We start from the raw sequence: 26,247 nt of genomic DNA, 5'->3' as shown, positions 1-26,247 counted from the left end.
CCCCCTAGGGGGGGGAGGGGATCGATCCTTTTTCGGCTAGTTACTGAATGATCAGACGGGCATTTAATGGTTGTATTGGACGGTTGTTATCGTGGTGCATGGTGTGGCTGAACTGATCGAGCTGTGCCTGCGAGGCGGAGTCTAACTTTTTCATCACCAGCCAGTTGACCCCTTCGGAGCAGGGTGGCGTGGTCAGTGAGCCATTAAAGCGGTAGTAGTCGCGATCTTTGGGTAGTAGTTGGTTAGCATCGATCATTTCGTCCAGTGTTTGGGCACCTCCTGCCTCTAGTGGCATCTGTTGCCACGCTTTTTGTAGCTCCCGATTTACCTCTCCGGCTTTGTACATAATGGCTATGACTGCTAGATTGCCCTCTTTGTCGGCGTGAACAAGGTGAGCCTCCATGGGGTAGTGGTAACCTTCAACGCTATTTTCGCTTGGGGTGTGGAAGTGGAACTGTTTTAGCTCAAAAGTGTGCTCGGCAAGGGTGATGGCGCTACCTGGCTGATAGTTGATCTGAATGGTGTGGCCGTTATTAATGATCTCGGCACCACCGGCGCGGTAGTTAAAGTGGATGGGGGGCAGCTCCCCCTCTACCATACCGGTAAGATTGACCGGTGACTGGTTTTTGCCGCTACTGCAAAGGGCGTAATCGGGAGAGAGTGCTCCCCAATGCTCTGGGCCTCCGTGGCCGCTATAGCCCCAGTTAACTTTGCCATCAGCGGCCATGACGGCGCTTGAAAATAGTATGGCGAAGCTGGATAACCAGAGTGAGTGTGGTTTTGTCATCGTGAAAGTGTTCCTGTGTAAATTGAGAGGCAGAGATTATAGAGCTATTTTCTCTCTGTTGGGTAACGACTTTTGCTGCCTTTGCCACATCGCTATAGCCGATCCTAGCTTTTGAGCCGTCGTTTAAGTTTTACTCAGTCATTGAGGGGCAGAAGAGATGGGCGAAAAGTACGCAGATCTAACAGCTAACACTTTTGCTAGCCCTCTATCGTCAATGCTGAGTGTGGCCATATATCACGATAGTCGATCCAAGAGGTTCCATCTATCTCTCGATCACAATCCCAATAGTGTTGTAGCCAAATAGGATCGGTGTGTTCACTACCAATGCAGGGCCAAGGTGGCTCTGGGACTGACTGGGTGACCATGTGGCGGCGATCACTACAGAAGTGGTGTAGGTAGTTTGCGGCTGGAACTGTGCGTATCCAAATGGTCAGCCTCCCATTAAGTCGTCGAGGCGGGGGGAAGCTCTGTTGTAGATAGATCTTCTGGTTTAGTGGTGAGATCAGGCGTGAGGCAGGATCGATAATGAGTCCAGCTAAGGGTAGCTGCAAAATGACATGATAGTCCCATTCGATCCACCCTTCACCTGCTTGCTGATATCTCATCGGGACGGCTCTCTCTGGATTGGTGATAAACCAGACGCACATCTGCTCTAAAGGCATGATCTCGCTGTCAGCTATCTGCCGCACTAATTGCCAAATATTCTCCTCACAGTAGTAGGGTGTTGGTGTAAACTGGTTAAGGATTGGGTGAAAATTTATGGCTCTCTGCTCCATCGGTGTCAACAATAGGCTATTTAGATTGGCCGGTATCGATAAAGAGGTGTCGACATCGAGGGGCGTTCTGCGCCTGATAGTAACGCAAATACTCCTCCCAGCGGCTTAGTTTGGCGTTATCGCGCCGTTCTCCCCTCGCTATCAGTCGTTGGTGAAGGATATCTGGAGGAGAGTAGAGATAGTGTATCGCCACCGGAGCGTTAAGTGCGGTTGAGAGGCGCTCTGGCCAGTTAACTTCGGCAATTTCACGAGTAAAGGGGCCGGTCATCACCACTGCTGTGTGATCGAGGTTATCATCGGCGATATCGAACAGTTGTTGATAGATCGGTTCACGGTAGTGTTGTTTGAAGTAGGGGCTGTCGCGATCATCGCCATCATGGCCACAGAGAGTTAAGGAGAGACGCACAAGGCGCTCAGTTGCCCGATCAATATCGAGCAATAGGGCCGACTGTTCACGGGCTAACCGTTTACCATAGGTCGTTTTGCCTACCCCCGGTGCACCGCAAACAATCGTCAGCGGGTGGCGCAGGTCGGGTTGGGTTTGTTGAGGAGGGGGGGGTGTTTCAACGGGATTATTATGGCTCTTTTCGCGCTAAGAGCTGCACGACAGCCCCTTGACCTTGGTGGAGTCGTCCTTCATTGAGCTCTCTTACTCTCTCCTCCAGATGCAAAAGGGTGAGTGGGTGCAGCTCACGCCGCAGACATTGGCTATCCATCATTAACTCGACCACCGGCGGGCCGCCCGTTTTATATTGTAGCTGTGCTGGTGTATAGGCCTCTAGCAAAAAAATGCCGTTTGGTTTAAGCGCTCTAATCGCTCGGTGATGTACTTGACAACGCAGTGACGGCGGTAAGTGACAAAAAATAGAGACGATAAGATCCCACTGCTCGCAACCTAACTCAAACTGGGCTAAATCGCACCGAATTGTCGAAATAGTCACATTTCGCTGTAGGGCTAACTGCTTCGCCTTCTCCAGACCAACTTTAGAGGCATCGACAGCGGTCACTTCATGGCCCTGTTGTGCTAGCCAGACACCATTTCTCCCCTCTCCGTCAGCTAGGCATAGGCTCTTACCGACGGGGAGTCTGTCTGCCATCGATCTTAAAAAATCGTTGGGTTCGGTACCGTAGGCATACTCTTTACCGCTATATCGTTCATCCCACATGGGCCACCTCATCTGAGTTCATCTTTAAATCGCACCACTATAATTGAAATCATGATTTGGGTACAGTCGCAACCGTTAGAGCGATGGTAGCTCATGGCTGTGCTAGCTCTCTATTGGGAGGGGCGGGGAGCGGAATTTCGTGTTGAAAGAGGGAGGTTAAGTGTGGTAGCGATAGCGTCAGTTGATAGGGTTGTCGTTGGTGGTCGTTGTAGAACAGTAGTAGCTGCTTAGAGGTGGTGTGAACCCCTAATAGAGAGAGAACACCGGAGATTAATTCACGGTAACTGCGGCCATCTGGCTGACTGATTGCTAGTGTGAAGCTATCACCCTCGCTAAGTTGGGAGTCACCATTGCTATCTTGCTTGATGATCTGATAGAGCAGTGCGACAGTCCTATCCGAATTTGACTCTTGAACAGTGGTATCAGGCGCGAGTAGTTGACGGTAGTGATAGATAAGCCACTCATTGGTGGGAAAGAGCCACCTCATCGTCCCCTCATCACCCTCGATAAAGAGTAGATTACGGGTCGATTGAGTCTCTTTACTGCCATAGCTGCTTAAGGTGTAGCTTTGTCGGGAGTAGAGAGGCAGTAAAATCGTGCTGTCGCTGAGGGGTTCGCTGTGCCCTAGCTCAAATTGCTCTTCAAGTCTCTTATGTTCACCCATCTTGACGATATTGGGGCGAATAATCGGAGTTCGCCACTGCTGATAGGCCTGCCAAAGCGCAAATAGAATAGCCATTAGCACCATTAACATAAACAGCGAACCAACAATGGCATTAAATTGTGACAAGCGGGTAAAGAGGGTTGACGAGTTGGGTCTATTTGAGAACATCGGTTGACTCACTTAGGTGGTGAAAGGTCGGTAGCGATGAGTCTATGTCATTCCAAATTAAAGCGCAAACATTCTGTTTATTGGGGCTATTCTGGCGACAAAAAAAAGTTTACATTTTATCTGTTTGTAGTATAGTGGCACCGGTTTTGGTAAACATGAACATCAATCATAACAGGAGAGTGGTTCTACATGGAACATTTGGAAATTATCGAAAAATTTAGCTCGGAAGAACTGGAGAAATTCCTCAAAAAGAGACGCGCTATGGAAGAGGAAGAGCGGCTAGGCGGTGTGCGAGAAGAGCTTAAGGAGAAGCGAGAAGCGCTAGTCGAGATGCAAAAAGAGCACAAAAAAGCGGAACGAGTGGTTGAAAAAGAGATTAATGCACTTGAAAAGCAGTTAGAGAGTCTTGGTGCTAACCAAGCTACAATCGGCGGACGCACTAGAGAGGTATCCGAAGCCATTATGAAATATATGGCTGAAAAGAGGACAGCAACGACAAGGGAGATGCGTAAAATGCTTGAGAGTGCTGGCATTAGCACTAAAAATTTCAATCAGCAAATTGCCTATCTAAAGAAGACAAACCGCATTTACAGTGACGGAGATCGTACCTACACGATTAGCCAATAGAGCGCCATAGTTGACAAAGTACCCTCTCCTGCGGGAGAGGGGCAACTATTCGGGTGACCTCAATTTCAAGCCGACAGAGACGATTCTTCCCCCTTCGAACTCTCTCACTATGAGTGTCACTAATCCCAATTTGACTTGATCTCCAACCACGGGTTTACCATGGAAATGATGCGTAAGATACTGTTCTATGGTGATGTCGGCAAGGGATGAGCTGACTATGAAGCCATAGGCTTCAGCGACATCGACCACATTAGCCTCTGGGCGTAATACAAATTCACCGAAAAATTGATCCGATTCAAGCAGCGGCGTGTGTGCGGCCGGAGCAAACAGGCGACCTAATGCGGATCTGGCGTTGCTGGTAGCTAAAATCATCACCTGATCATCGCATATAAGTTGCGCCTGATGCATCTTATTGAGTAGAACGCCACGGCGTATAACCGCGACAACTTCGCTACCCTCTGCAACGGGTATGCGATCAACCGTTGAGCCGACGACCCGACTATCGGCAAGTACAGGGTAGATTAACAACTCTTTATCTTGTTCATGTTTAATAGTGAGATGAAGGTATTCAGGCTCTTTCACCGTCGGCGGTAGCTCTATTTGGAGCCATCTTGCCATGGGGGCTATTGTCCACCCTTGTAGCACCAGCGAGATAAGTACCACAAAGAAGACTAACTCAAAATAGGTTTGGGTGTTCGCTACTCCAGCGAGGGAGGGGAATAGCGCCAGAATAATAGGGACAGCACCACGCAGCCCACACCAGCCGATGAAGATCTGTTCTCGCCATGGAAAATGGAACGGAAGCAACGAGATCATAACTGCCACCGGTCTGGCGATAAAAATTAGCACAAAGGCGATAGCGACGGCCGGAACAGTGATCGGGATCAGATGGCTGGGTGTAACTAGCAGGCCTAGCATCAAAAACATACCAATTTGGCTCAGCCAAGCTATACCATCATGAAATCGGTGGAGATCATTGCTATAGGGGTGTGGGGTATTGCCAACGATGACACCGGCGATGAATATTGCCAGAAAACCACTCCCTTCCCAAATCGTGGCTAACCCAAACAGCGTGATACCGCCTGCCAGAGCGAGCAGAGGGTAGAGTGCTGAGGGAAGAGCTAAATGTCTTAGCATGTGTGCCAGTAGATGACCGCCTGCGAAACCGATACCTAACCCGAGTCCCATCTGGCGAAGCAGTTCGCTAACGATAGTCCAACCTTGATTAATATCACTGCTGATTTGGAGGATATGTACTAGGGTGATGGTAAGAAAAATCGCCATAGGATCGTTCGAACCCGATTCGATTTCGAGCGTAGCACTAGTGCGCTCTTTTAGCTCCAGCCCCGCGTTTCTTAATAATCCGAACACGGCAGCGGCATCGGTAGAGCCTACTATGGCACCGACTAGCAACCCCTCCTGCCAAGATAAATTCAGAATAATATGGGCTGCAAATCCAGTGATAGCAGCGGTGACGATAACCCCCAATGTTGCTAACGAGAGGGCGGGTTTTAAACTAACTCGAAAGGTATCTTTTCGAGTGCCTAAGCCACCATCAAAAATGATGATAGCTAGGGCGACATTGCCAAATAGAAAAGCCAAAACAGCATCATCAAAACGGATACCCCCCAACCCCTCTTCGCCAGCAACCATTCCTAAAAGCAGAAATACCAATAGAATCGGAGCGCCAATGCGCCGAGTCAGAACGCTCGCAACAACGCAGAGGAGCGCCAGTAGAGCTGCGCCAAATATCTGTTGGTATATCTGCTCTATCGCCATAACATCGCCTGTTGTGAGCTGCTACTCCGTTGTGCTGTGAACATGAATTTGACCTAAATGAGACTCGATTAGCTGCTGATTGTAACGATCTACAACAGTTAAGGGAAATCTTAGCGAATAGTTGCTGTGTTCTTAACCACCTCCCCCTATCATGCCAAATAAGCTAAACTAAGGCCGTGACGGACTTACCAAACGACATAGGCAAGCCCAAAGCGATTATTAAGCAGCTTTTAGGGCGGCACAGGTTGATAGCGCCTATTTTGCAGGCTGACTGTCAAGAGCGCAAAGGAGCGCTGTCCGAAGCAGTCCAGCAGAATTGAAAGATGAATGTATTCTTGTGGACGGTTTTTCTGGCAATTCGATTTACCATATTGTATCTTAGGCCTGCCATTGACGGCATCGCCTCAACTATCCGAGCTAGGCGGTGTTGATTAGTTGGGTCTAATCTATGGATCGAACAGCTCAAAAGTTGCATAATGTCGGGCATAGGCCCCTGTGTGTTGATTTTACCTAAGCTTGCCACCATAGCCTCTTGCCCTCCTCAATTTTTTAGCGAAGGTATTGATGATAAAACACATTAAATTTGGTCTATTCACACTCGTGCTCTGTAACAGTGTCGCTTCCGCTGCCGCAGACTACGCCAAATGCCATAGACCGGATGCGCGTGATGCCGAACAGTTTGTCAAAGCACACATTTCTAGGACGGTCAATATCGAATGGCAGCAAGTGTACAGTCGATGCGGTGAGCTACCTCGTGACAAAGCTACTCTAGCTTATTGCAACAGCGGCTCGTTCGCTTCCCAAGTCGCCTTAGCGCTAAGGCCGGATGGTTTCGACAATATCAAAATTCTCTATGGCGGTTTTGAACGCTGGAAAGTCTCTAGCAGCATGGAGGTGAACCAATGAAACTACCCCTCTGGTTATTACTGATATTACCGCTGCTTCTAGCAGCAGAGCCGATACGCCAATATCGCGAAGCGGGTGTGGAGGGCTGGGAGTGGCAGAGTCGTGGCATAAGACTACAACAAATTCAACGACTCCCAGATCAGACGCGGGCATTTTTTATGGGTAGAGGATTTACTCGTGAAGACGCCGATTATCTTGCTGAAAGTTGCCTGTTCCAAACGGTTTTTTATAATCAGAGCGAACAGTCGCTGACAATCGATTTAACGCAGTGGCGTGCCGTCGTTGATAATAGAGAGATACCACTCAAACTGACCGCCGATTGGCAACAAAACTGGGCAGCGAGAAATAGCCCGCAAGCGGCGCGAATAGCCTTTCAATGGGCGCTATTTCCAAATCAACAAACTTTTGCACCAGGCGACTGGAATATGGGAATGATTACCTACCCTGTACCACTAGGTGCATCCTTTGATCTACATTTTAACTGGCAAGTGGGAGGGGTAGAGCATACCGCTGTGTTACCGGGCCTAACCTGTGCCACCGATGCACCTTAAACGACAAGGAGAGAAACTATGAAACTGATTTTACCCTTTATTTTTTGTCTATTCACTCTCGTCAGTCATGCCCAACAGCCACCACAGAGCCTGAGCGTATTGGCCGATAAACCGCAAGCTCCCGCTTTTAGTCTGCAAGATATCAATGGCGATACTCACCAATTGAGCGATTATGCAGGCAAGCCGGTAATTGTTAATTTCTGGGCTACTTGGTGTCCGCCATGTCGAGAGGAGATGCCATCCATGCAACGGGCATGGCAACAGATTCAAGGTAGTGTTGCCATGCTAGCAATTAATGTTGGTGAAACCGAGGATAAGGTATTTCCATTTCTAGGCTCTTATCCAGTCGATTTTCCGATACTATTCGATACCGATTCGGCAGTCCTTAAAGCTTGGCCGGTGATGGGGCTGCCCACTACCTTTGTGCTCGACCCACAAGGGCGGATTGTCTATCGAGCGATTGGTGGTCGGGAGTGGGATGATGCTGACATTTTACAAAAAATAAAAGCATTATCACCATAAACAGCCACATACGGCTAACTAAGCTCCATAAACGCATAACCCGCTATGATCTAGGATTCACGGCGGGTTTTGCCTAAGACAAAGGGGCCATACCCAATACATGATATCTGTGCGGATAGAAGCAGGCTAAGTCGCCATCACCTACCAAAGTGGTGGCAAAGTTGGGGCTGTGTGTTGCATGCCTAGTCTAGGTGTTGATCTGCCCTTCAAGGCCGAGCTTGCTAGCCGCCGTTATCGACATGACCGTCAGCAATTCAGGGGCAGCTCCATAACCGACTAACTTCATAAACTTACATTGGCAAAAAAATTATTTTTTCCAGCAAAAATAGCCCATATATCTCCAATTTTGAGAGGTAACCGCATGTCAACTGCACGAAAATCAGCTTCGAACCAATCCGTCCGGTCTAAAAAAAGAATCGGAATAAACGTAAATTACAGCGCAAAGATGTCGTCTATCAACTCCACCTGACCATCACACACTTCTTTCCTGCTCTCTTTGAGCAGATGAGAGAGCTGGATGAGTGCCGGACATCTACTAATTATGATTTGGCGGCTCTTATTACGGCCTGCATTGCCATGTTTCTCTTTAAAGCCGGTTCTCGTAATGAAATGAATAATCTGCGCGAAGAGAAACGCTTTCGCAAAAACTACCAGCGGTTGTTCAAAATGCCGCTACCTCATATGGATACCGTCGATAATGTCATGCGACAACTCACGGAGGATCAACTGCAAAAACTGACTCAATCCATGGTTAGGGCGCTGTTGAAAAAGAAGATATTCCACAATCAACGGCTGTTTGGTGAATGGTTTGTCATTGCGGTGGATGCGAGCGGGATTCATAGTTTTACAGAGTGTCCCCATGAACAGGCGCTGCACAAAGACTACAGCAGCGGTAAAAGTAGCTGGCATAACATGGTTTTAGAGGCCAAACTGATTACCGCTAACGGCTTCGCCATCTCCATTGCCACAGAGTGGCTGGAAAACCCCGAAGAGGGCAACTATGACAAACAGGATTGTGAGCGTAAGGCATTCAAACGCCTAGCAAAAAAGTTGAAATCGGCGTTTCCGCGTCTACCCATCTGTCTGGTTGCCGATGGACTCTATCCTTATCAGGGATTCTTCGAAATTTGCTCAGAGTATGGTTGGGGCTGGATAGTCACCTTCAAGGATGGCAATCTGCCATCTGTTTGGGAAGAGGTTAAATCCTTGTGCCAGTTAACATCCGGCAATCAACGAAAAATCATTCTACGGCAACAGGATAATGTCATTGAGCAAAACTATACATGGATTAACGATATTGACTATCATGGCGTGAAACTACACTGGCTGGAATGCATAGAGACAACCACCGACAAAGAGGGGCAGATAATTGAAAATCGGTTCGTTCACATTAGCTCCTATCCCATCAACTGGAATACGGCACCGGAATTGAGCCGTACCGGACGCTTACGCTGGAAAATAGAGAACGAAGGCTTTAATACCCAAAAAAATCATGGATATGCATTAGAGCACAAATTTTCACGGGTGAGTTATCTGGCGACCAAGAATTACTACCAGTGCTTGCAAATAGCTCACATCATCAATCAGTTACTGGTATTTAGCAAGACATTTCAAAGTGTTATGCAGGGGAAGATGACCTTAAAGCGCATCTGGGGAAAGATGATTGCCGTTATGACTGAACGAAAACTGTCGGTAACGAAATTAGCCCAACTCACCGGGCGCCCCTGCCAGATTCGACTCATCAATTAAAAGACGATGGAGATCCCCGCTCCGAAATTCGGGATAACCCTCATTACACACTGGAGACAAGCTCACTCAACACCGCTGTACAATTTGAAATAGTTGACTTTTCAACAAGGAAATGTTGAGAAGAGGGGGGGTATTGTCGCCAAGAAAGCAAGGCTATGTAGTGATGCTGGTTTGGCGGTGACTCTGAATTGCTGATGACCGTATAGGCTCTAGCCAACTGTATGAAAAATGGATAAGCTATACAGTCGTGCAAGGGCCTCAATTAAATAAAAGGGTGTGAAATGTTAGCTGAAGAGGATATCTCCTTTATTAAGAACCACCTAGGCAGATGGTTAGCCGAGCAGTCACTAGGAAGGCCGCCGGTTGTCTATGAGATTGAGCTACGGGAACGGATGGTGCGGGTCGAGGAGGCCCTAAAAAATCAGGGAGAGGAGCTTAAATCTCAGCGCGAGCTCATTCGTGATCTCATGCTCCAAATTGATAAGCGGTTTGAGCAGGTAGATAAACGCTTTGAAGAGATGTGGGCACAGGTCGATAAACGATTTGAACAAGTCGATAAGCGATTTGAGCAAGTCGATAAACGATTTGAGCAAATTGATAAGCGTTTAGAGCAGATGGCCGAAGAGAATAGGCGGCGTTTTGAGCAGATCGATAAACGGCTCGATCTGCAACATAATGAGATTATGGCCATTCATCTAGAGATTAAGCAGCAGATGCGTTGGTTTTTTGCAACGACTGTTGCGGTAGGGAGCTTGGTTGTGGCGGTATTGCGGTTCTGGCCTGTTTGAGTTACGCTGGAATGGCAGTGACAGGTTACTCAATGCACTAAGGGTATGGGTTCGATAGCTTCACAAACGCAAACTATGCCCTTGAAAGTTGAGTTTGCCAACAGCCGTTATCGACATGATCGTATAGCCTCTAACCAACTTTATGACAAATAAATAATCTATACAGTCGTGCAAGGGCCTCAATTAAATAAAAGGGTGTGAAATGTTAGCTGAAGAGGATATCTCCTTTATTAAGAACCACCTAGGCAGATGGTTAGCCGAGCAGTCACTAGGAAGGCCGCCGGTTGTCTATGAGATTGAGCTACGGGAACGGATGGTGCGGGTCGAGGAGGCCCTAAAAAATCAGGGAGAGGAGCTTAAATCTCAGCGCGAGCTCATTCGTGATCTCATGCTCCAAATTGATAAGCGGTTTGAGCAGGTAGATAAACGCTTTGAAGAGATGTGGGCACAGGTCGATAAACGATTTGAACAAGTCGATAAGCGATTTGAGCAAGTCGATAAACATTTTGAACAAGTCGATAAACGATTTGAGCAAATTGATAAGCGTTTAGAGCAGATGGCCGAAGAGAATAGGCGGCGTTTTGAGCAGATCGATAAACGGCTCGATCTGCAACATAATGAGATTATGGCCATTCATCTAGAGATTAAGCAGCAGATGCGTTGGTTTTTTGCAACGACTGTTGCGGTAGGGAGCTTGGTTGTGGCGGTATTGCGGTTCTGGCCTGTTTGAGTTACGCTGGAATGGCAGTGACAGGTTACTCAATGCACTAAGGGTATGGGTTCGATAGCTTCACAAACGCAAACTATGCCCTTGAAAGTTGAGTTTGCCAACAGCCGTTATCGACATGATCGTATAGCCTCTAACCAACTTTATGACAAATAAATAATCTATGCGGTCGTGCAAGGGTCTCAATTAAATAAAAGGGTGTGAAATGTTAGCTGAAGAGGATATCTCCTTTATTAAGAACCACCTAGGTAGATGGTTAGCCGAGCAGTCACTAGGAAGGCCGCCGGTTGTCTATGAGATTGAGCTACGGGAACGGATGGTGCGGGTTGAGGAGGCCCTAAAAAATCAGGGAGAGGAGCTTAAATCTCAGCGCGAGCTCATTCGTGATCTCATGCTCCAAATTGATAAGCGGTTTGAGCAGGTAGATAAACGCTTTGAAGAGATGTGGGCACAGGTCGATAAACGATTTGAACAAGTCGATAAGCGATTTGAGCAAATTGATAAGCGTTTAGAGCAGATGGCCGAAGAGAATAGGCGGCGTTTTGAGCAGATCGATAAACGGCTCGATCTGCAACATAATGAGATTATGGCCATTCATCTAGAGATTAAGCAGCAGATGCGTTGGTTTTTTGCAACGACTGTTGCGGTAGGGAGCTTGGTTGTGGCGGTATTGCGGTTCTGGCCTGTTTGAGTTACGCTGGAATGGCAGTGACAGGTTACTCAATGCACTAAGGGTATGGGTTCGATAGCTTCACAAACGCAAACTATGCCCTTGAAAGTTGAGTTTGCCAACAGCCGTTATCGACATGATCGTATAGCCTCTAACCAACTTTATGACAAATAAATAATCTATGCGGTCGTGCAAGGGTCTCAATTAAATAAAAGGGTGTGAAATGTTAGCTGAAGAGGATATCTCCTTTATTAAGAACCACCTAGGTAGATGGTTAGCCGAGCAGTCACTAGGAAGGCCGCCGGTTGTCTATGAGATTGAGCTACGGGAACGGATGGTGCGGGTTGAGGAGGCCCTAAAAAATCAGGGAGAGGAGCTTAAATCTCAGCGCGAGCTCATTCGTGATCTCATGCTCCAAATTGATAAGCGGTTTGAGCAGGTAGATAAACGCTTTGAAGAGATGTGGGCACAGGTCGATAAACGATTTGAACAAGTCGATAAACGATTTGAGCAAATTGATAAGCGTTTAGAGCAGATCGATAAACGGCTCGATCTGCAACATAATGAGATTATGGCGATTCATCTAGAGATTAAGCAACAGATGCGCTGGTTTTTTGCAACGACTGTCGCGGTAGGTAGCTTGGTTGTGGCGGTATTGCGGTTCTGGCCTATTTAATAAGTTATGGTGACAGCTTGCTACACGCCCCAAAAAATGAAATTAGGTATCGATTCGGTAACTTCTGCAAAGCTACTCGCTTACAATCGTTTCCGACTCCTCTATGTGTGGATCGATGAGATAGGTGGCACGCATCTGCATGGGGGCCGCTAAAATCCAAATAGCCTGTTGCCGCTGCTCCCGACAAAGTAGCGCCGGATAGAGGCCGCTGTGCAAGGGTAACAGTAGTGGTGCAGTATGAACCTCACCTCGATAGGGGTAGGTGACCTTCGCCCATACAGCCCCTTTGCCACCTCGGCGTATCGATGCCAGTTGCCCTTCAACCACCTGACCATAGGCCATCAACTGGTTAGCTTGGTGCCGCTTCCAGAAAAAAATGACCGCTAAGGTAACAGGAACCAAAAGCGTGATGCCACCTAACGCGCCCCATAACAGAGTAAAGTCTGGCACACTCTCGTCCATCGGAACTACCTCATCTACTAATCTAAGCATCATATAGAGTGTCAAGCCGCTCGTCAGTAACACAGCCACAGAGATCGCCACTAAAAACCGACGCTGTAGTGGCGGCAGCAAGGCGTCAAACAGTATTCGACTTAATGCTGAATTTTGTCGTGGAGGAGTATGAGCCAGATATTGCCGCAGCGTTGCCAAGGTAAACCTATCGCGCACCATCCCTGCAGGCCAAGCACCATCATGTTCACTCAAGAGCTGTTTTTGCAAATTTGCTAAACGGACTGCGGCAAGAGCGGTGCCAACAAACATGGCTACCCCAAACACAATAAACCCGATATCGATGCCTGTAAGCACAAAGGGATCTGCTTGTAGGCGCTCACTATTTAAAATCAACCACAAGATAACGGTAGCGAGCTCTAACACGCCAAAAAGTGACAGCATAACAATACAGCGACTGGGGGTACGGCACATACAACACTTTAAAAATTAAGTTAGGATAAAAAACATGGTCGATTTTAGCATATATCTATGCCCTGTGCCATCGATTAAATTTCAACCAACGCCTGCCATAGTGTCATGGGCCTTCCCTCTGTGTTAATAGACACAAGAGACCTAGGCAATGCCTTCGCCATTTTTAACTACCTATACGGCGGTAACTTATTGGTGCGCAACAATCCCAATTTTTCTCGTGTAATTAAAGTCAGTAGAGGCCAGAGTGGCCAAACACTTGCTGTCATAGGTAAGACAGGGTGAAGGGCCAAACATTTTTAGAGGCCCTGTTCATCGTTGCATGTGTGTCGCCGCAGTGCGGTTTGGTTCGTTCGATGGTGGTTTTTGTTACAAATCAACGACTTCATTGGATGAAAATCATCCGCTTCCTATCTTACCCTGCAAACGATATGTTCGAATAGCTCTCTGGCGACCCTATTTGGCTCGTATTTTGCTGTATAATCTAAACCGCCAAATGGTAAAACCTAACTCTTTATAAACTATGCAGGAGCAGTTAACTATGACAATGGGTTGCTTACGAAGCCTCAGTGCGCTGGCACTACTTATTGTTACCGCGTTAGCTCAAGCCGATGAGGTTCGAGTCGCGGTCGCCGCTAACTTTACCGCTGCGATGAGAGAGATCGCTAGCGCCTTCGAGCAGAGTAGTGGCCATCAGACGGTGATTAGCTACGGCTCCACCGGCAAACTTTATGCTCAGATTATTCATGGGGCACCGTTTGATCTCTTTCTGGCCGCAGATCAGGTGCGTCCAGAGAAATTAGAGGGTAACCAACAGGCCAGTGGGCGCTTTACCTACGCGATAGGCAAACTAGTGCTATGGAGCAGCGACGCTAAGCGCCAGATCGATGCTGAGGCTTTAAAAAAGGCTGATTTCTCTCATCTAGCCCTTGCCAACCCCAAGACGGCCCCTTACGGCGTTGCCGCCATGGAGGTGATGCAAAATCTTGGTATTTACCCTCAGCTTCAGCGCAAATTGGTTACCGGCGATAGTATTGCCCAAACACACCAGTTTGTCTCTACCGGTAATGCTCAATTGGGATTCATCGCTCTAGCTCAGATTGTGCTCGATAGTAGCGGCAGTCGCTGGCTAGTACCCGATGGACTCTATACCCCTATTCGCCAAGATGCGGTACTACTGACTAGGGGTAACGATAATCGAGCCGCCAGAGCGCTAATCGACTACCTGCAGAGCGATACAGCACGCACCATTATCCGTAAATACGGTTACGCGACTGAAAACACCCCATAAGGAGCTCCTATGCCTTTCGATTGGCAACCGGTCTGGTTGACTCTAAAACTAGCGACGGTAACTACGCTGCTGTTGCTAATTATCGGTACCCCCATCGCTTGGTGGTTGGCGCGAACCCGCTGCTGGTGTCGCGACTGGGTTGGGGCTATTGTCGCCCTACCGTTAGTCCTTCCCCCGACGGTACTTGGCTTTTATCTCCTACTGATACTCGGCCCTAACGGTCCGGTGGGGCAGTTTACGACTTGGTTAGGGATAGGTACTCTGCCGTTTACCTTTAGTGGTCTGGTCGTCGGTTCGGTGTTGTACTCGATGCCGTTTGTCATCCAGCCGGTGAGAAACGCCTTTGAGGCGATGGGGTCGCGCCCGATGGAGGTCGCAGCGACTCTACGGGCTGGCCCTTGGCGTGCCTTTTTCACCGTTGCCGTGCCGCTAGCTCGTCCCGGCTTTTTAACCGGTGCGGTACTGGGTTTTGCCCATACGGTCGGTGAGTTCGGGGTGATATTGATGATTGGCGGCAATATTCCGGGCGAGACTAAGGTGCTATCGGTCGCTATCTATGACCATGTCGAGTCGCTGGAGTGGACTCAGGCCCACTGGCTCTCTGGCGGCATGTTACTCTTTTCGTTCTTAGTCGTGGTGAGTATGTTTCATCTGGAACGGCACTTAAAAGGGGCGCGAGATGAGCATTAAGGTCGATTTTCGTCACCACTGGCCTAGCGGGTTTGCGCTGGATGTTCAGTTCGAAGTCCCTAGCGCGGGTGTGACGGCGCTGTTCGGTCGCTCCGGTTGTGGCAAAACGACCGTGTTACGCTGCGTCGCCGGCCTACACAGGGCGAGTGGCCACTGCCTAATAGAGGGCGAGATATGGCAGCAGGGGCGGCAATGGTTACCGCCTCATCAGCGCCCTATCGGCTATGTATTTCAGGAGGCGAGCCTCTTTCCCCACCTGAGTGTACAGGGCAATCTCGACTACTCGCGTCACCACGGTAACAGGCAGAGAGTCGGTAGCGTGCGGCAAGAGGATATTGTCGAGCTGCTAGGCATTGGCGATCTACTTAACCGCCGTCCCGAGCGCTTATCGGGTGGCGAGAGGCAGCGAGTGGCCATCGCCCGTGCCCTCCTATCCCGTCCCCGTCTGCTACTGATGGATGAGCCGCTGGCCGCCCTTGATCAGATGGCTAAAACGGCAATTTTGCCCTATCTGGAGCGACTCCATCGTGAGTTGCAGCTACCGGTGCTCTATGTCTCCCACGATATTCGCGAAGTGGCCCGCCTCGCCGATCGGATGGTGCTACTAGAGGCGGGTCGGGTGCGCGCGAATGGGCTAGTGAGTGACCTGATGACTTCGCTCGATCTCACCCTTGCCGGAGCGGATGAGGCCACCTCAATTCTGGAGGGGGTTGTTAGTGGTCACGATGAGAGCTTTCATCTTACCGCCATCACCTGTGGAGGCAACCGGTTTCTGGTGCCGCGTGAGGCGCTTCCCTTTGGCTCTAGGGCACGGATTCAGATCCACGCCCGAGATGTTAGCCTCGCGTTACATAGCCGTCACGATACCTCTATTTTGAATATCTTCCCCGCGCAGATTGTTGAGACTCGCGATGCCGATCAGACCCAACTACTGGTACGGCTGCGGCTATTAGATGGCCAGATTTTACTCGCCCGCATTACCCGTCGCTCTGGGTTAGCACTAGGGTTGCGAGAGGGGATGTTAATCTACGCTCAAGTCAAGAGTGTGGCGCTATTGGACTAAACTGAGTTTAACCCCATGATCAATTAGCGTACAATCGGGGCGATAGCTAATTTAACTGTAAGGTGACTCGATATGGGACAGAAAGTAGATTTTCATCGATTGATGGCAGTATTGACTGCGTTAGCGATCTACCACTCTAGCGCTGCTGCTGACTGGTCAGAGACGATTAAAGAGGGGTGGGATAAGACTAAACAGCTCACAGACGATGCTTGGCAAGGGACTGTGAGTGCTGCTCGCGATCTCTTTCAAGCTGAAGATCAAGGCGATATTCCGCTCGCTAAACAGCAGGCGATGATCGCATGGGATGACTTTAACGGCTATTTTAACGACATTGATGATCTACGCACCAAGCAGGCGGATGCGCCAGAGTCGAGCTTCTATCGCACCACCAAGGCCGATTATGGTGAGAAGATTGATGAGATTATTGCCAAAATATACACCCTAATGGACGATGATCAGCTACTTGGTGATCGAGTCGCGATTGAGAAGATTAAGGCAAAGATTGTTAAACAGAAGCAGGAGGCGGCTGATCTACGCGCCTCTGCGGTTATTTCGATAGGTAGTGATAAGCAGAAACTACTCGATAAGGCTGAGGAGTACGACAGAGCCATTATTGAATATGAGCAAGCGATTGATGTGCTAACCGCTAAGGTACAGCAGCGCTTAGCCGGCTATGGCGTCGAATTAGAGCTAGCTCAAGTCGAGGTACTGTTAGCGCGGGTCGATAGTCGCGATATTGTGGCGATGGTGACTGTGTTTGCGGTCATTGACGAGTTAACGCAACAGCTTGCGGAGATTACCGCCTCGACCGGTGAGAATCTTGAGGCGGCCAAAAAATATTATGCGATGTATCTAGTCCTGATCGAGCTACAACTACATATTCAACGACAATATATCGCTCAGCTTGAGAGTTACATGGCGGCTATTGACAAAATTAGAATTAAAAACAGTGAGCTAATCAACGAAACCAAAGCGCTACTCAAGCGGGAAAAGGGTGAGCACGCCGCAATCTACCGTAAAAATTTAGCTAGCCAAGAGTATAACCTTAAGGTCATTGATCACTACAAGGGGATACTTAGAGGAGATAAACGCACGACAGAGGCGGCGATGAGTACGGTCAAGCGCACCTATAATGTTGCCCTCAATACCTATCGTACTGTGACTGTCTCCGCAGTGCTTGCCTCGATGATGGCAGAGAATAAACAGCTATTTCAAGAGGTGATGTCGATGCAAACTCCTGCCCTCAAACCGTTTGAGAATCTTAAGATGAAGGAGGAGTTTGAGCTACTAAGCGGCCAAATTAGGGCGATGTAGTTATAGCCGTCCGCTGGGAATTTAGTGCCGTGCAATATGGGTCGCTATCGCCTGTTGTAGTTCGGCAACATTAATCCCTTTATTAAATTCGCGCTTAATCTCCTCGCCAGTCGAGAGTTGGATGGTTAGTTCCGCATCATCGAAACCGTGTCCGGCCGTCTCGACCTTAAAGGTGATAATGGTGCGGTAGGGGATAGAGCGGTATTCGGTCTTTTTACCGGTCAGCCCCTGCTTATCAACCATTAACAGGCGGTAGGTGGTAAAGACAAAGTAGTCGCGCACCATCTTATACGCTTTGGTGACCTCTTCTTCCTCGGCCAACATTGGGCCAAGCTCCTTCATAACGGTAGCGCTATCGATTTCGCTAGCATTTCCTGTCAGTGCAGACATCAGTCCCATGGGTAATCTCCTTCAGTAGTATTGGGTTGAGATAATAACGGTTTGCCGTTTTTTCAGCAAGTTTAAACTGGCGGTTAACTCACCTCGGTCTGACTCTAGCTATGCTGCTTGGGCTACACGCGAAACTTATCGGCTATCGTGGCGATCTCTTTCGAGATGGCTGTCACCCTTACGAACTGTTGAGAGGTCTGTTCGCTATACTCTTGGATCTGTTCCGATGAGCTAGATATCCGATTAGATGAGTGTGCAATCTCGGCAACGACCGCTGACTGCTCGTTAGCGGCTGTAGCAACCTGACTATTTCGCTCGGTAAGTTGTGAGATAAGTTCCGTTGTTTGGGCAACTAAGGTCTTCATATAGGCCAACGCCTGCTCAACCCCTTGGCGACCCTTGGTGCTTCGTTGCACATCGTTGCGGCTATTTTCTGAACTTTGCGTCAGTTTTTCTAAAATATCTGCAATTTCAACCGTACTCGCTTGGGATTTTTGCGCTAATGTGCGCACCTCATCCGCAACAACCGCAAAGCCCCGTCCCTGCTCTCCGGCGCGTGCAGCCTCAATAGCCGCATTGAGCGCGAGCAGATTTGTCTGCTCTGAGATTCCCCGAATAACTCCTAACGCTCGGTTAATATGGGTAACATTGTCTGTCAGCTCACCTACCGACTCCTCAATTTCGTTAAGGATTTGATTTAACTGATTAAGGCTACTGATAGATCTGTCAATTTCCTCCACGATCTGTCGCATCGACTCATTCGATTTGTCAGAGAAATCGCTGGTAATCTCCATATTAGCGGCAATGTCAGTTGCGGTGGTATTTAGCTCATCGATAGCCGATACGACTTGTAGTGTATTATTTTTTTGAGTCTCGATCTCGTGCGCAAGCGTTGTCTGGTTTTTTGATGCGTTCGTTGTGGCTGTTAATAGATCGGTACTACTCCTTTTTAGTATTTTTATGTCGTTGGCTAGGTAGTCGATAAATTGATTAAAATTGAGAGCAATATTATCCAATATATCGATACCTGATGAGGGAATGTGTTGAGTTAAATCACCATTGCCGTGGGTAAGGTTTTGGACTGAATCGGAGAGATGATTAAGTGTTTTTGTGAGCAGTTCAACCGCATAAAGTGTTGCTATAATAACCAAGATAGCAATAGCGCTAATAATAAAAAGTGAGCGTTGAAAAGCCTCTGTTTTAGTGACAGATTTTTTTTCATTAATATTAGTTAATATAGTGTTAAGACTATCAATATATAATCCGGTTCCAATAAACATATCCCATTTTGGTATATCGATAAGATAGGAGTACTTTGGGCTTGGATCTGTCTCTCCAGGTTTGGGGAAGTAGTAGGTGTAGTATCCGCCTCCCTGCTTAGTGATACGAATCATATCCTGAATAATCATTTGACCATTTTTATCGCGTAGGCCGATAAAGTTTTGCCCTAACTCTTTACGAGATGGCCCTAATAAGATGCGAGTACCGTCGTTTTGGTAGCCAAATAGATATCCATTTCCTCCATCAAAAGTATAATTAGCCAACAGCTCCATCGCCTGCTGTTTTCCCTGTTGATTAGGCTTTTCAAGATAGGGTTTTATTAGCGCTAAAGAGGAATCAACCACTGTTTTTAGTCTGTTTTTTTCGATCTCTATAATCGCCTCTTCAGTGATAGCTGTTAGTGCATCACCAGACGATTGTATGGCATATCTTTGTAAAACCAATCCGGAGATTGAAATAACGACAAATGGTAAAAAAACAACTACGATAAAAATTAGTTTTAGAGATTTAAACCACCTAAACTTCATCAGAAAATTACCCCCTAGTGCTGTTTTCATGGTCACTAATTGAGCCGCTATCCTAAGCTCTGCTACTAACGATTACCTTTAGGACGATTACCTTTAGGAGGTTATACTCTATTTGATGTCATTTTAATATCGTTTTGATGAAGTTTATGTGAATTTAGGGCGGGTATCTACCGTGGCTGATTTTACGACTGCCGCATCTTTAACGGTACAAAAGCACCATGATCGAGGCCCCGTCGGTATCGAGATTCGCTTCAATTGCGCTCCGTTTGAGGGTTTCGACAACCGCTGCCGCTAACGGCGGTGAGCCGGGGCAAGGGTAGGTGATCTGATAGGTTTCGGGGGGGGGAATCCCCTATAGTCGTAGATGAGTTGTGGTGCTGTGGAGGTGGTCACCGTCGCTACCTTCTGCTCCTAGTGGGCACTCATGAGTAGAATGGCATCGGGTGGCGCTAAGTCGCTAGCGATTTGTGAGAGCCGAGTAACCAGTGGTTGATGGGCCGCATCGCCTAGTAGGGGCAGCGGCCCGCCACCGTGGGAGAGAAACAGGGTATCGAACCGATTCATAAGGTATTTTTAACGAACAGAGATGGTACTATTAAAATCATAACTATCCTCTGGTAGTTTTCGCACTATATCAATAAAACAGACGCCTATTCGATACTGTGTGTCACGAATAAAAACAGAACTTCTTACTTCTGAACGAATGACGGGCTTGGTCTCTAACATATCAAAGATAACCGTTACAATGGTTCCTATTTTAATGTTTTCTTTAGAGATAAATGAAAACCCGCCTTGAGAAATGTCATAGGTAACAATCTCTACATTTTGTTCCTTTGTGCTTGCTTCATCAATCATTTGAAGTTTAGCCGAGCAGCTAGTTCGCCACCTATTACGCTGATAGCGCCGCTCATCTTGGTTTCTAGTCGATTTTGGATGTTTTTGTAACTCACTAAGGATGTTTTGGGTTTGCTTGTCAATAGTCATCTTTTTTCTCTAATTCATATAAATATTAAAAAAATAGAATACGAGCTTGAGCGATAGTGATAGGGAGGATATTTTTTTAATCCATGAGCACCCAATGCACCGATAGCAACAGAGATGGCAGCGGTTAGGAGGAGACAATTCACTAGATAGTTAGGTTCCGAGGGAGTTAATAACGAGATTAAAAGATTAAAGTGGTAAACAGCACCCATTGTAACGCGATTTTCGGAGCTGTCCATCTCAAAAATTCGGTTACCGTTGATCCCGATAGGAGGATACGCCATGGCTGTGCTACCATGGCGATTATGAAAAGAGAGCTCATTTCGTTTGCAGCGCCGTATCGGGCCGATATTATCTCCATTCGGCAGAGTGTATTTTGCCAAGAGCAGGGTGTCCCCTTAGCGCTAGAGCTGGATGGGAGGGACGATATGTCGAAACATGCGCTAATTCAGACCGACAGTGGTCACTATGTTGCTACGGGTAGAGTGCAGCCCGATGGCCATATTGGTCGGGTGGCGGTATTGGCTGACTATCGTCGGCTAGGATTGGGTACTGAGGTGATGTGGCTATTGATGGGGGAGGCTAGGCGACGAGGCCTGCCGCGCGTCTATTTAGGGGCGCAACAGCAGGCTGTGCCGTTTTACCAGCGCTTAGGCTTTCAGATCTATGGCGAGCGCTTTATGGAGGCTGGTATTGAGCATCGCTCAATGGAGTACCGGCTCCTTTAATACGCGCAGCTTAAGATAGAGGCTTAACTGGGTGAGTGCGGCGCAACAGACATAAGAGTGCATCTGAGTACGGGTTAACGCTGTACCGATCACCCTCTTTTGACAAATGAGAGCGGGGGGAGCCTCTCTATGGTCGCGAGAGACGATTGCAAAGTGGGCAAAAGGTGCAGCGATCCCCGAGGCAGGATCGGCCTCCGCATAACCGGTCGTTGCGATAGCTAAATGGGTATCAAACTGGCGCAGCACCGCGCTGGCCATCTCAATAGCAATCTTAGCTGAGACGCCGCTACTGTGGTGCACTAACTCCTCCTCTAAGCCTAATAGCGCGATCTTTTGCCGTAAACTGTAGGCGGTGATCCCCCCTCGAAATAGCTCGATGCCCCACTGACTGAGCCTAAAAGGTGCTGTAGTTGACCGCAGGTAAGGCTCTCTGCCACCGCAACTGTTAGCTGGGCGCGATTCATCAATCGCTTAATTTTTTCGATATCAGCGGGGGGGAAAACGGTGACCAAGGTGGTCATTCAATTATGGTCGAATCGGTTTATTGCGTTGTCGCTGTGGCGGCGCACTGCTATCTCTACCTCTTCTTAGCGAGGGCTTAGCGGGCGGCTGTTTAAGGTTGCCTCCCATGGTGCTCACTCTGCTTTTAGGAACCGACTTTGTCTGTGCCGGTTTTGGTTTTGGAATCGGTGGGGCAAATTTTGTCAGCGGCACTGAGTGTATCGGCACAAATCCCGGTTCCTGTTCGCGGACTAGCGTCTGTTTAATCACTTTTTCGATGGCAGATAGCAGTTTGACCTCATCTGCGCTAACTAACGATATTGCCTCTCCCTCACTGCCCGCACGCCCTGTCCTACCGATACGATGCACATAATCCTCTGGAACATTGGGTAGTTCAAAATTGATCACATGGGGCAGTTCGATGATATCGATGCCTCGCGCCGCAATATCGGTAGCCACCAACACTCTAACTTTGCCCGACTTAAACTCTGCTAGCGCTCGGGTTCTCGCCCCTTGGCTTTTGTTACCGTGGATCGCCACCGCGCCGATACTATCTCGCTCTAGCCGCTGAGCCAACCGGTTAGCCCCATGCTTAGTTCGGGTAAAGACCAGTACCTGTTGCCACAGATTGTCCCTTATCAGATGGCTTAGCAGGGCGGTTTTATGGCTCTTATCCACTTCGAACACCCGCTGTTTAACAGTGTTGGCCGCGCTGTTATTAGGCGAGACTGAGATTTCGACAGGATGGTTGAGTAGCCCTTTAGCTAGGGTGCGGATCTCGCCGGAGAAGGTGGCCGAAAAGAGCAGGTTTTGTCGCTTTTTAGGTAGTAGCGCCAATATTTTTTTAATATCGTGAATAAACCCCATGTCGAGCATTCGATCAGCTTCATCGAGAATCAGCACCTCTAACGACTCAAACTTGACCGCCTTTTGTTGAAAGAGATCGAGTAGGCGTCCTGGTGTGGCGATTAAAATATCCACCCCCTGCCGCAGTTGTGCCATTTGGGGATTGATCTTTACGCCGCCAAAGACAACACTGGAGCTGAGTGACAGATATTTACCGTACTCCTGAACACTCGCCGCGACTTGGGCAGCGAGCTCGCGGGTTGGGGTGAGTATTAAGGCACGAACTTGATAGGGGGCCGCGTTTTGGCCTGCTGCTAGTTGTTGCAGTAGTGGCAAGGTAAAACTAGCTGTCTTACCGGTGCCGGTTTGCGCCGCAGCCATAATATCGTGGCCCTGAAGCACAGCAGGGATCCCCTGTGCCTGAATGGGTGAAGGGGTGTGATATCCCTTCTCTTCAATGGCACGCAGTAGCGGTTTGCAAAGACCTAAGGAAGTAAATGGCATTTTAGAAACAGTATCTCGTTAAAGTGAGGGGGGAGGGGGTATCGAGCGAATGTGGCGCGATATCGCTATTGTACCGCCATTTGCCCGAGTGGTCGAGTTGTTCAAGAAGGGCTTAGGGCTAAGTTATCTGCCACATAAGACCTACTTTTGTCGTAGTAGTGGCTGTAGGGCTGTCTGTCGCTGCCGACTATCTTGCTGTTTTACCGCCATTGCCATCGCTCGACGACTGCCGACAATGACCGCTAATCTCTTCGCGCGGGTCAGACCGGTATAGATCAAGTTGCGGTAGAGCATCTTAAAGTGCTGTGTTAACAGCGGCATAACCACCACCGCAAACTCAGAGCCCTGTGATTTGTGGATCGTAATGGCATAGGCTAAATCGAGTTCGACTAGCTGCTCTTTTTGATAGTTGACTAGACGATTATCGGGTAAAAAGCGGACACTACAGGTTAGGCGAGCGGTATCAATCGCCACAATATGGCCGATATCGCCATTAAAGACATTCAGATCGTAGTTATTACGGCGGTGAATCACCCGATCACCTGTGCGGTAGATGCGATCACCGACGGTTAATTGCGCCTTTCCTGCCTGGGGTGGATTGGCCTGTTGCTGCATCAATCGATTTAGATTTACCGTCCCTAGCGAACCGCGTGTCATCGGGGAGAGGATTTGAATCTCCTCATTCGGGTAATATTTCGGGATCCACTGTAGCCATAACCGTAACACCACATCGATCGCTGATAGGTTGTAGTGCAGGGAGGAGTATGGAGGCAGCCGTTTCATTAACAGCTTTAACTGCTCAATCTCCTGCTCACTGTTGGCTAACTGCGCTAAATCGACATGGGCATACTTGTCTGGGATAGTGAATGGCGGCTCTTCGTCAAGGGGGATCGGCGGCTGCTCTGCCGCTAAGCGCGAGTCACTCTCAAGTAGCTGTGGCAGTTGGGTACGGACTCGATGGATAAACCGCAACTGCTCTTGGGTCGCCTCTTCGCTATCGATAAAGAGACAGTCTGACTGCTTTTGCCACAACTGCGGCTTGGCAAAGGGGGAGTCGATGGAAGGGAGGATGCCCTGATTGATCTGGTGGGCGGCCTGAATAATCTGAGATTGCGCCGCCTGACGAAAGATCTGGGTTAGGCGGTAGCAGGGGAGTGTAGCCGACTCAATTAGATCGTGCAGCACATTCCCCGCACCGACGGAAGGGAGTTGATCGGCATCCCCAATAAGCAGGAGCTGACTCTCGGTAGGCGTTGCTTGGAGTAGTGCCGCCGTTAAAGTGATATCGAGCATAGAGCACTCATCCACAATCAGTACATCACACTCAAGGGGGGTATCGCCCCTCTTTTGAAAGGCCCCATTTTGCCACCCTAACAGCCGATGAATCGTTTTTGCCTCCCGTCCGATGACCTCACTCATCCGTTGTGCCGCCCGTCCGGTCGGCGCAGCGAGGAGAACTCGCTTCCGCATCGCCTCAAACAGCCTGACAATGACCAGCGTGGTCGTGGTTTTGCCACACCCGGGGCCACCGGTTAGTATGGAGATAGGTTGACAGGCGATGCCTTTGACCGCATCGGCCTGTTCACGACTCAACACTATCGACTTTGTTTGGCAGTAGCGCTCAATCCAGCGTACCACTCTCGCCTCATCTAGCAAGAGAGGCTCTCTGTGCTGGCGAAAACGGTTAGCAACCGCCAGCTCATCGTAATAGAGCGATTTACTGTAGTAACAGCTCTGTTGCTGGTTATCCAAAGAGAGCTGACGCATACGCAGTTGATCATTGTCTGCCATCTCGGAGAGAAAATGGCCAACGCCCTCTGCAAACGGGAGCCGTAGCAGCTCGGTGAGCTGGGTCGTGAGCTGCTGCTCGGTGAGATAGCAGTGGCCCTCCTCCCTTGAGGCGGAGAGTAGGTGACGAATCGCCGCCTGAATCCTTTGAGCGCTATCTTTAGCTAAACCGAGACTTAAGGCGACCTTATCGGCAGAAAAAAAGCCGATCCCATAAAAATCTCTGGCCAGAGCATAGGGATCTGTAGAGACTCGTTCAATCGCCTCATCCCCATAAGATTGATAGATCCGCACGGCAAACAGAGTACTGATACCATGCTCTTGCAGAAACATCATCACATTCCGAATGGCGCAGTGTTCAAGCCAAGCACTTCGAATCGACTGTAGCTTTAACTGTGCAATACCGGGCACTTCAGTGAGGCGCTCTATCTGCTCATCAAAGACCCGTAGTGTCTCCTCTTTAAAGTGTGTCACAATGCGTTTTGCCGTGATAGGGCCGACGCCTTTAATTAACCCCGAGCCAAGATATTTTTCTAAAGCGGCTGCCGAAGCGGGCTTCTTCTCGGTTGCTTTAATGGCTTTAAACTGGCGACCATATTGCGGGTGGGTTATCCAGTGACCCTCAAACTGCATGGTAGCGCCGGCGAAGACCTGCATCTGGTGTACCGTCACCGTCTCTTGAGTTTCGGGGGCGTGAAAGGGGTGTACCTTGAGTACTGACCAGCCGGTGTCTGGACTATGGAAGGTCACGCGATGGACAATACCGGTTATCGATTCAATGATTTCAGCCATGGGCTCTAACGCCAATCTAACTTTGTTGGTTATTTTTTGACCAATAAAAATTTTTCCAGCTAACTATATGTTTA

The 26,247-nt window shown here is 48.7% G+C and carries 26 protein-coding genes and 1 pseudogene; 14 read left to right on the top strand and 13 right to left on the bottom strand.

From position 1 onward, the window contains the following. Positions 1-40: 40 nt before the first annotated feature. From D5085_00285 to D5085_00265, 5 genes are all read right to left on the bottom strand, one after another. Positions 41-787, bottom strand: coding sequence for a carbonic anhydrase family protein (locus D5085_00285; GenBank protein QEP41717.1), 747 nt, complete (start codon positions 785-787; stop codon positions 41-43). Positions 788-984: 197 nt separating this feature from the next. Next, on the bottom strand, positions 985-1,563 hold the full coding sequence (locus D5085_00280; protein QEP41716.1) for a hypothetical protein: 579 nt from the start codon (positions 1,561-1,563) through the stop codon (positions 985-987). A 16-nt stretch (positions 1,564-1,579) separates the two neighbouring features. After that, positions 1,580-2,092 (bottom strand): ATP-binding protein, encoded by a 513-nt coding sequence (locus tag D5085_00275; protein ID QEP41715.1) that lies wholly within the window; start codon positions 2,090-2,092, stop codon positions 1,580-1,582. Between the two features lie 46 nt (positions 2,093-2,138). Further along, positions 2,139-2,729, bottom strand: coding sequence for a class I SAM-dependent methyltransferase (locus tag D5085_00270; protein QEP41714.1), 591 nt, complete (start codon positions 2,727-2,729; stop codon positions 2,139-2,141). A 91-nt stretch (positions 2,730-2,820) separates the two neighbouring features. Then, a complete protein-coding gene (locus D5085_00265) occupies positions 2,821-3,561 on the bottom strand; it encodes a hypothetical protein (GenBank protein ID QEP41713.1) in 741 nt (246 codons plus the stop codon). A gap of 189 nt (positions 3,562-3,750) precedes the next feature. Here D5085_00265 and D5085_00260 point away from each other — a divergent pair, with 189 nt between their 5' ends. Beyond that, positions 3,751-4,188 carry a hypothetical protein gene (locus D5085_00260; protein ID QEP41712.1) on the top strand — a complete coding sequence of 146 codons (438 nt, stop codon included), beginning with the start codon at positions 3,751-3,753 and terminating at the stop codon, positions 4,186-4,188. 45 nt (positions 4,189-4,233) lie between these two features. Here the strand turns inward: D5085_00260 and D5085_00255 are convergent, their stop codons facing one another. Beyond that, on the bottom strand, positions 4,234-5,967 hold the full coding sequence (locus D5085_00255; protein ID QEP41711.1) for a potassium/proton antiporter: 1,734 nt from the start codon (positions 5,965-5,967) through the stop codon (positions 4,234-4,236). Between the two features lie 564 nt (positions 5,968-6,531). Here D5085_00255 and D5085_00250 point away from each other — a divergent pair. From D5085_00250 to D5085_00215, 8 genes are all read left to right on the top strand, one after another. Beyond that, complete coding sequence (locus D5085_00250) at positions 6,532-6,873, top strand: rhodanese-like domain-containing protein (protein ID QEP41710.1); 342 nt, start codon at positions 6,532-6,534, stop codon at positions 6,871-6,873. Then, entirely contained in the window at positions 6,870-7,424 is a 555-nt protein-coding gene (locus D5085_00245) for a hypothetical protein (GenBank protein ID QEP41709.1), read from the top strand. Before D5085_00250 ends, D5085_00245 begins: the two co-directional genes overlap by 4 nt. 18 nt (positions 7,425-7,442) lie before the next feature. Continuing rightward, the gene (locus D5085_00240; GenBank protein ID QEP41708.1) at positions 7,443-7,946 is read left to right on the top strand and encodes a TlpA family protein disulfide reductase; all 504 of its coding nucleotides are present in this window, start codon (positions 7,443-7,445) and stop codon (positions 7,944-7,946) included. Positions 7,947-8,450: 504 nt separating this feature from the next. Continuing rightward, positions 8,451-9,695, top strand: a complete 1,245-nt coding sequence (locus D5085_00235) for a hypothetical protein (protein QEP41707.1) — start codon at positions 8,451-8,453, stop codon at positions 9,693-9,695. A gap of 281 nt (positions 9,696-9,976) precedes the next feature. Beyond that, the gene (locus D5085_00230) at positions 9,977-10,483 is read left to right on the top strand and encodes a hypothetical protein (protein QEP41706.1); all 507 of its coding nucleotides are present in this window, start codon (positions 9,977-9,979) and stop codon (positions 10,481-10,483) included. Positions 10,484-10,685: 202 nt separating this feature from the next. After that, on the top strand, positions 10,686-11,213 hold the full coding sequence (locus D5085_00225; GenBank protein ID QEP41705.1) for a hypothetical protein: 528 nt from the start codon (positions 10,686-10,688) through the stop codon (positions 11,211-11,213). Between the two features lie 202 nt (positions 11,214-11,415). Continuing rightward, complete coding sequence (locus D5085_00220; protein ID QEP41704.1) at positions 11,416-11,901, top strand: hypothetical protein; 486 nt, start codon at positions 11,416-11,418, stop codon at positions 11,899-11,901. 202 nt (positions 11,902-12,103) lie between these two features. After that, a complete protein-coding gene (locus D5085_00215) occupies positions 12,104-12,556 on the top strand; it encodes a hypothetical protein (GenBank protein ID QEP41703.1) in 453 nt (150 codons plus the stop codon). Positions 12,557-12,628: 72 nt separating this feature from the next. Here the strand turns inward: D5085_00215 and D5085_00210 are convergent, their stop codons facing one another. After that, the gene (locus D5085_00210; protein QEP41702.1) at positions 12,629-13,450 is read right to left on the bottom strand and encodes a hypothetical protein; all 822 of its coding nucleotides are present in this window, start codon (positions 13,448-13,450) and stop codon (positions 12,629-12,631) included. Between the two features lie 574 nt (positions 13,451-14,024). Between D5085_00210 and modA the strand changes: the two genes are divergently transcribed. The 4 genes from modA (at position 14,025) to D5085_00190 (ending at position 17,835) form a co-directional block, all read left to right on the top strand. Continuing rightward, on the top strand, positions 14,025-14,768 hold the full coding sequence (modA, locus tag D5085_00205) for a molybdate ABC transporter substrate-binding protein (protein ID QEP44995.1): 744 nt from the start codon (positions 14,025-14,027) through the stop codon (positions 14,766-14,768). Positions 14,769-14,777: 9 nt separating this feature from the next. Continuing rightward, on the top strand, positions 14,778-15,458 hold the full coding sequence (modB, locus tag D5085_00200) for a molybdate ABC transporter permease subunit (GenBank protein ID QEP41701.1): 681 nt from the start codon (positions 14,778-14,780) through the stop codon (positions 15,456-15,458). Next, a complete protein-coding gene (gene modC / locus D5085_00195; GenBank protein ID QEP41700.1) occupies positions 15,448-16,521 on the top strand; it encodes a molybdenum ABC transporter ATP-binding protein in 1,074 nt (357 codons plus the stop codon). The genes modB and modC overlap by 11 nt, the downstream gene beginning before the upstream one ends. 72 nt (positions 16,522-16,593) lie before the next feature. Beyond that, positions 16,594-17,835: a hypothetical protein gene (locus D5085_00190; GenBank protein ID QEP41699.1), complete on the top strand. Its 1,242-nt coding sequence runs from the start codon at positions 16,594-16,596 to the stop codon at positions 17,833-17,835. Between the two features lie 21 nt (positions 17,836-17,856). On the opposite strand, the gene D5085_00185 is transcribed toward D5085_00190, so the two are convergent. The 3 genes from D5085_00185 to D5085_00175 form a co-directional block, all read right to left on the bottom strand. Continuing rightward, positions 17,857-18,234: a PH domain-containing protein gene (locus D5085_00185; protein ID QEP41698.1), complete on the bottom strand. Its 378-nt coding sequence runs from the start codon at positions 18,232-18,234 to the stop codon at positions 17,857-17,859. A 113-nt stretch (positions 18,235-18,347) separates the two neighbouring features. Continuing rightward, entirely contained in the window at positions 18,348-20,063 is a 1,716-nt protein-coding gene (locus D5085_00180) for a methyl-accepting chemotaxis protein (GenBank protein ID QEP41697.1), read from the bottom strand. A 543-nt stretch (positions 20,064-20,606) separates the two neighbouring features. Then, positions 20,607-21,017, bottom strand: a complete 411-nt coding sequence (locus tag D5085_00175) for a PilZ domain-containing protein (GenBank protein ID QEP41696.1) — start codon at positions 21,015-21,017, stop codon at positions 20,607-20,609. Positions 21,018-21,310: 293 nt separating this feature from the next. Between D5085_00175 and D5085_00170 the strand changes: the two genes are divergently transcribed. Further along, positions 21,311-21,742, top strand: coding sequence for a GNAT family N-acetyltransferase (locus tag D5085_00170; protein ID QEP41695.1), 432 nt, complete (start codon positions 21,311-21,313; stop codon positions 21,740-21,742). On the opposite strand, the pseudogene D5085_00165 reads toward D5085_00170, so the two are convergent. The 3 genes and pseudogenes from D5085_00165 to D5085_00155 form a co-directional block, all read right to left on the bottom strand. Beyond that, positions 21,719-22,263, bottom strand: a pseudogene (locus D5085_00165) (CinA family protein). The gene D5085_00170 and the pseudogene D5085_00165 overlap by 24 nt on opposite strands. Positions 22,264-22,267: 4 nt before the next feature. Further along, the gene (locus D5085_00160) at positions 22,268-23,593 is read right to left on the bottom strand and encodes a DEAD/DEAH box helicase (GenBank protein QEP41694.1); all 1,326 of its coding nucleotides are present in this window, start codon (positions 23,591-23,593) and stop codon (positions 22,268-22,270) included. A 141-nt stretch (positions 23,594-23,734) separates the two neighbouring features. Further along, positions 23,735-26,173, bottom strand: a complete 2,439-nt coding sequence (locus tag D5085_00155; GenBank protein QEP41693.1) for a recombinase RecD — start codon at positions 26,171-26,173, stop codon at positions 23,735-23,737. Positions 26,174-26,247: the final 74 nt, after the last annotated feature.

The organism is Ectothiorhodospiraceae bacterium BW-2 (assembly GCA_008375315.1).
Classification (GTDB): Bacteria; Pseudomonadota; Gammaproteobacteria; order Thiohalomonadales; family Thiohalomonadaceae; genus BW-2.
This window is presented reverse-complemented; position numbering and strand designations above follow the sequence as displayed.

Coding starts and splice junctions, on each gene's coding strand:
- D5085_00235 (QEP41707.1), top strand. CDS start 8,451: ATGAGAGAGCTGGATGAGTGCCGGACATCTACTAATTATGATTTGGCG.
- D5085_00285 (QEP41717.1), bottom strand. CDS start 787: ATGACAAAACCACACTCACTCTGGTTATCCAGCTTCGCCATACTATTT.
- modC (QEP41700.1), top strand. CDS start 15,448: ATGAGCATTAAGGTCGATTTTCGTCACCACTGGCCTAGCGGGTTTGCG.
- D5085_00240 (QEP41708.1), top strand. CDS start 7,443: ATGAAACTGATTTTACCCTTTATTTTTTGTCTATTCACTCTCGTCAGT.
- D5085_00190 (QEP41699.1), top strand. CDS start 16,594: ATGGGACAGAAAGTAGATTTTCATCGATTGATGGCAGTATTGACTGCG.
- D5085_00160 (QEP41694.1), bottom strand. CDS start 23,593: ATGCCATTTACTTCCTTAGGTCTTTGCAAACCGCTACTGCGTGCCATT.
- D5085_00260 (QEP41712.1), top strand. CDS start 3,751: ATGGAACATTTGGAAATTATCGAAAAATTTAGCTCGGAAGAACTGGAG.
- D5085_00155 (QEP41693.1), bottom strand. CDS start 26,173: ATGGCTGAAATCATTGAATCGATAACCGGTATTGTCCATCGCGTGACC.
- modA (QEP44995.1), top strand. CDS start 14,025: ATGGGTTGCTTACGAAGCCTCAGTGCGCTGGCACTACTTATTGTTACC.
- D5085_00255 (QEP41711.1), bottom strand. CDS start 5,967: ATGGCGATAGAGCAGATATACCAACAGATATTTGGCGCAGCTCTACTG.
- D5085_00280 (QEP41716.1), bottom strand. CDS start 1,563: ATGGAGCAGAGAGCCATAAATTTTCACCCAATCCTTAACCAGTTTACA.
- D5085_00220 (QEP41704.1), top strand. CDS start 11,416: ATGTTAGCTGAAGAGGATATCTCCTTTATTAAGAACCACCTAGGTAGA.
- modB (QEP41701.1), top strand. CDS start 14,778: ATGCCTTTCGATTGGCAACCGGTCTGGTTGACTCTAAAACTAGCGACG.
- D5085_00225 (QEP41705.1), top strand. CDS start 10,686: ATGTTAGCTGAAGAGGATATCTCCTTTATTAAGAACCACCTAGGCAGA.
- D5085_00170 (QEP41695.1), top strand. CDS start 21,311: ATGGCGATTATGAAAAGAGAGCTCATTTCGTTTGCAGCGCCGTATCGG.
- D5085_00180 (QEP41697.1), bottom strand. CDS start 20,063: ATGAAAACAGCACTAGGGGGTAATTTTCTGATGAAGTTTAGGTGGTTT.
- D5085_00245 (QEP41709.1), top strand. CDS start 6,870: ATGAAACTACCCCTCTGGTTATTACTGATATTACCGCTGCTTCTAGCA.
- D5085_00270 (QEP41714.1), bottom strand. CDS start 2,729: ATGTGGGATGAACGATATAGCGGTAAAGAGTATGCCTACGGTACCGAA.
- D5085_00210 (QEP41702.1), bottom strand. CDS start 13,450: ATGCTGTCACTTTTTGGCGTGTTAGAGCTCGCTACCGTTATCTTGTGG.
- D5085_00175 (QEP41696.1), bottom strand. CDS start 21,017: ATGACTATTGACAAGCAAACCCAAAACATCCTTAGTGAGTTACAAAAA.
- D5085_00215 (QEP41703.1), top strand. CDS start 12,104: ATGTTAGCTGAAGAGGATATCTCCTTTATTAAGAACCACCTAGGTAGA.
- D5085_00250 (QEP41710.1), top strand. CDS start 6,532: ATGATAAAACACATTAAATTTGGTCTATTCACACTCGTGCTCTGTAAC.
- D5085_00185 (QEP41698.1), bottom strand. CDS start 18,234: ATGGGACTGATGTCTGCACTGACAGGAAATGCTAGCGAAATCGATAGC.
- D5085_00265 (QEP41713.1), bottom strand. CDS start 3,561: ATGTTCTCAAATAGACCCAACTCGTCAACCCTCTTTACCCGCTTGTCA.
- D5085_00230 (QEP41706.1), top strand. CDS start 9,977: ATGTTAGCTGAAGAGGATATCTCCTTTATTAAGAACCACCTAGGCAGA.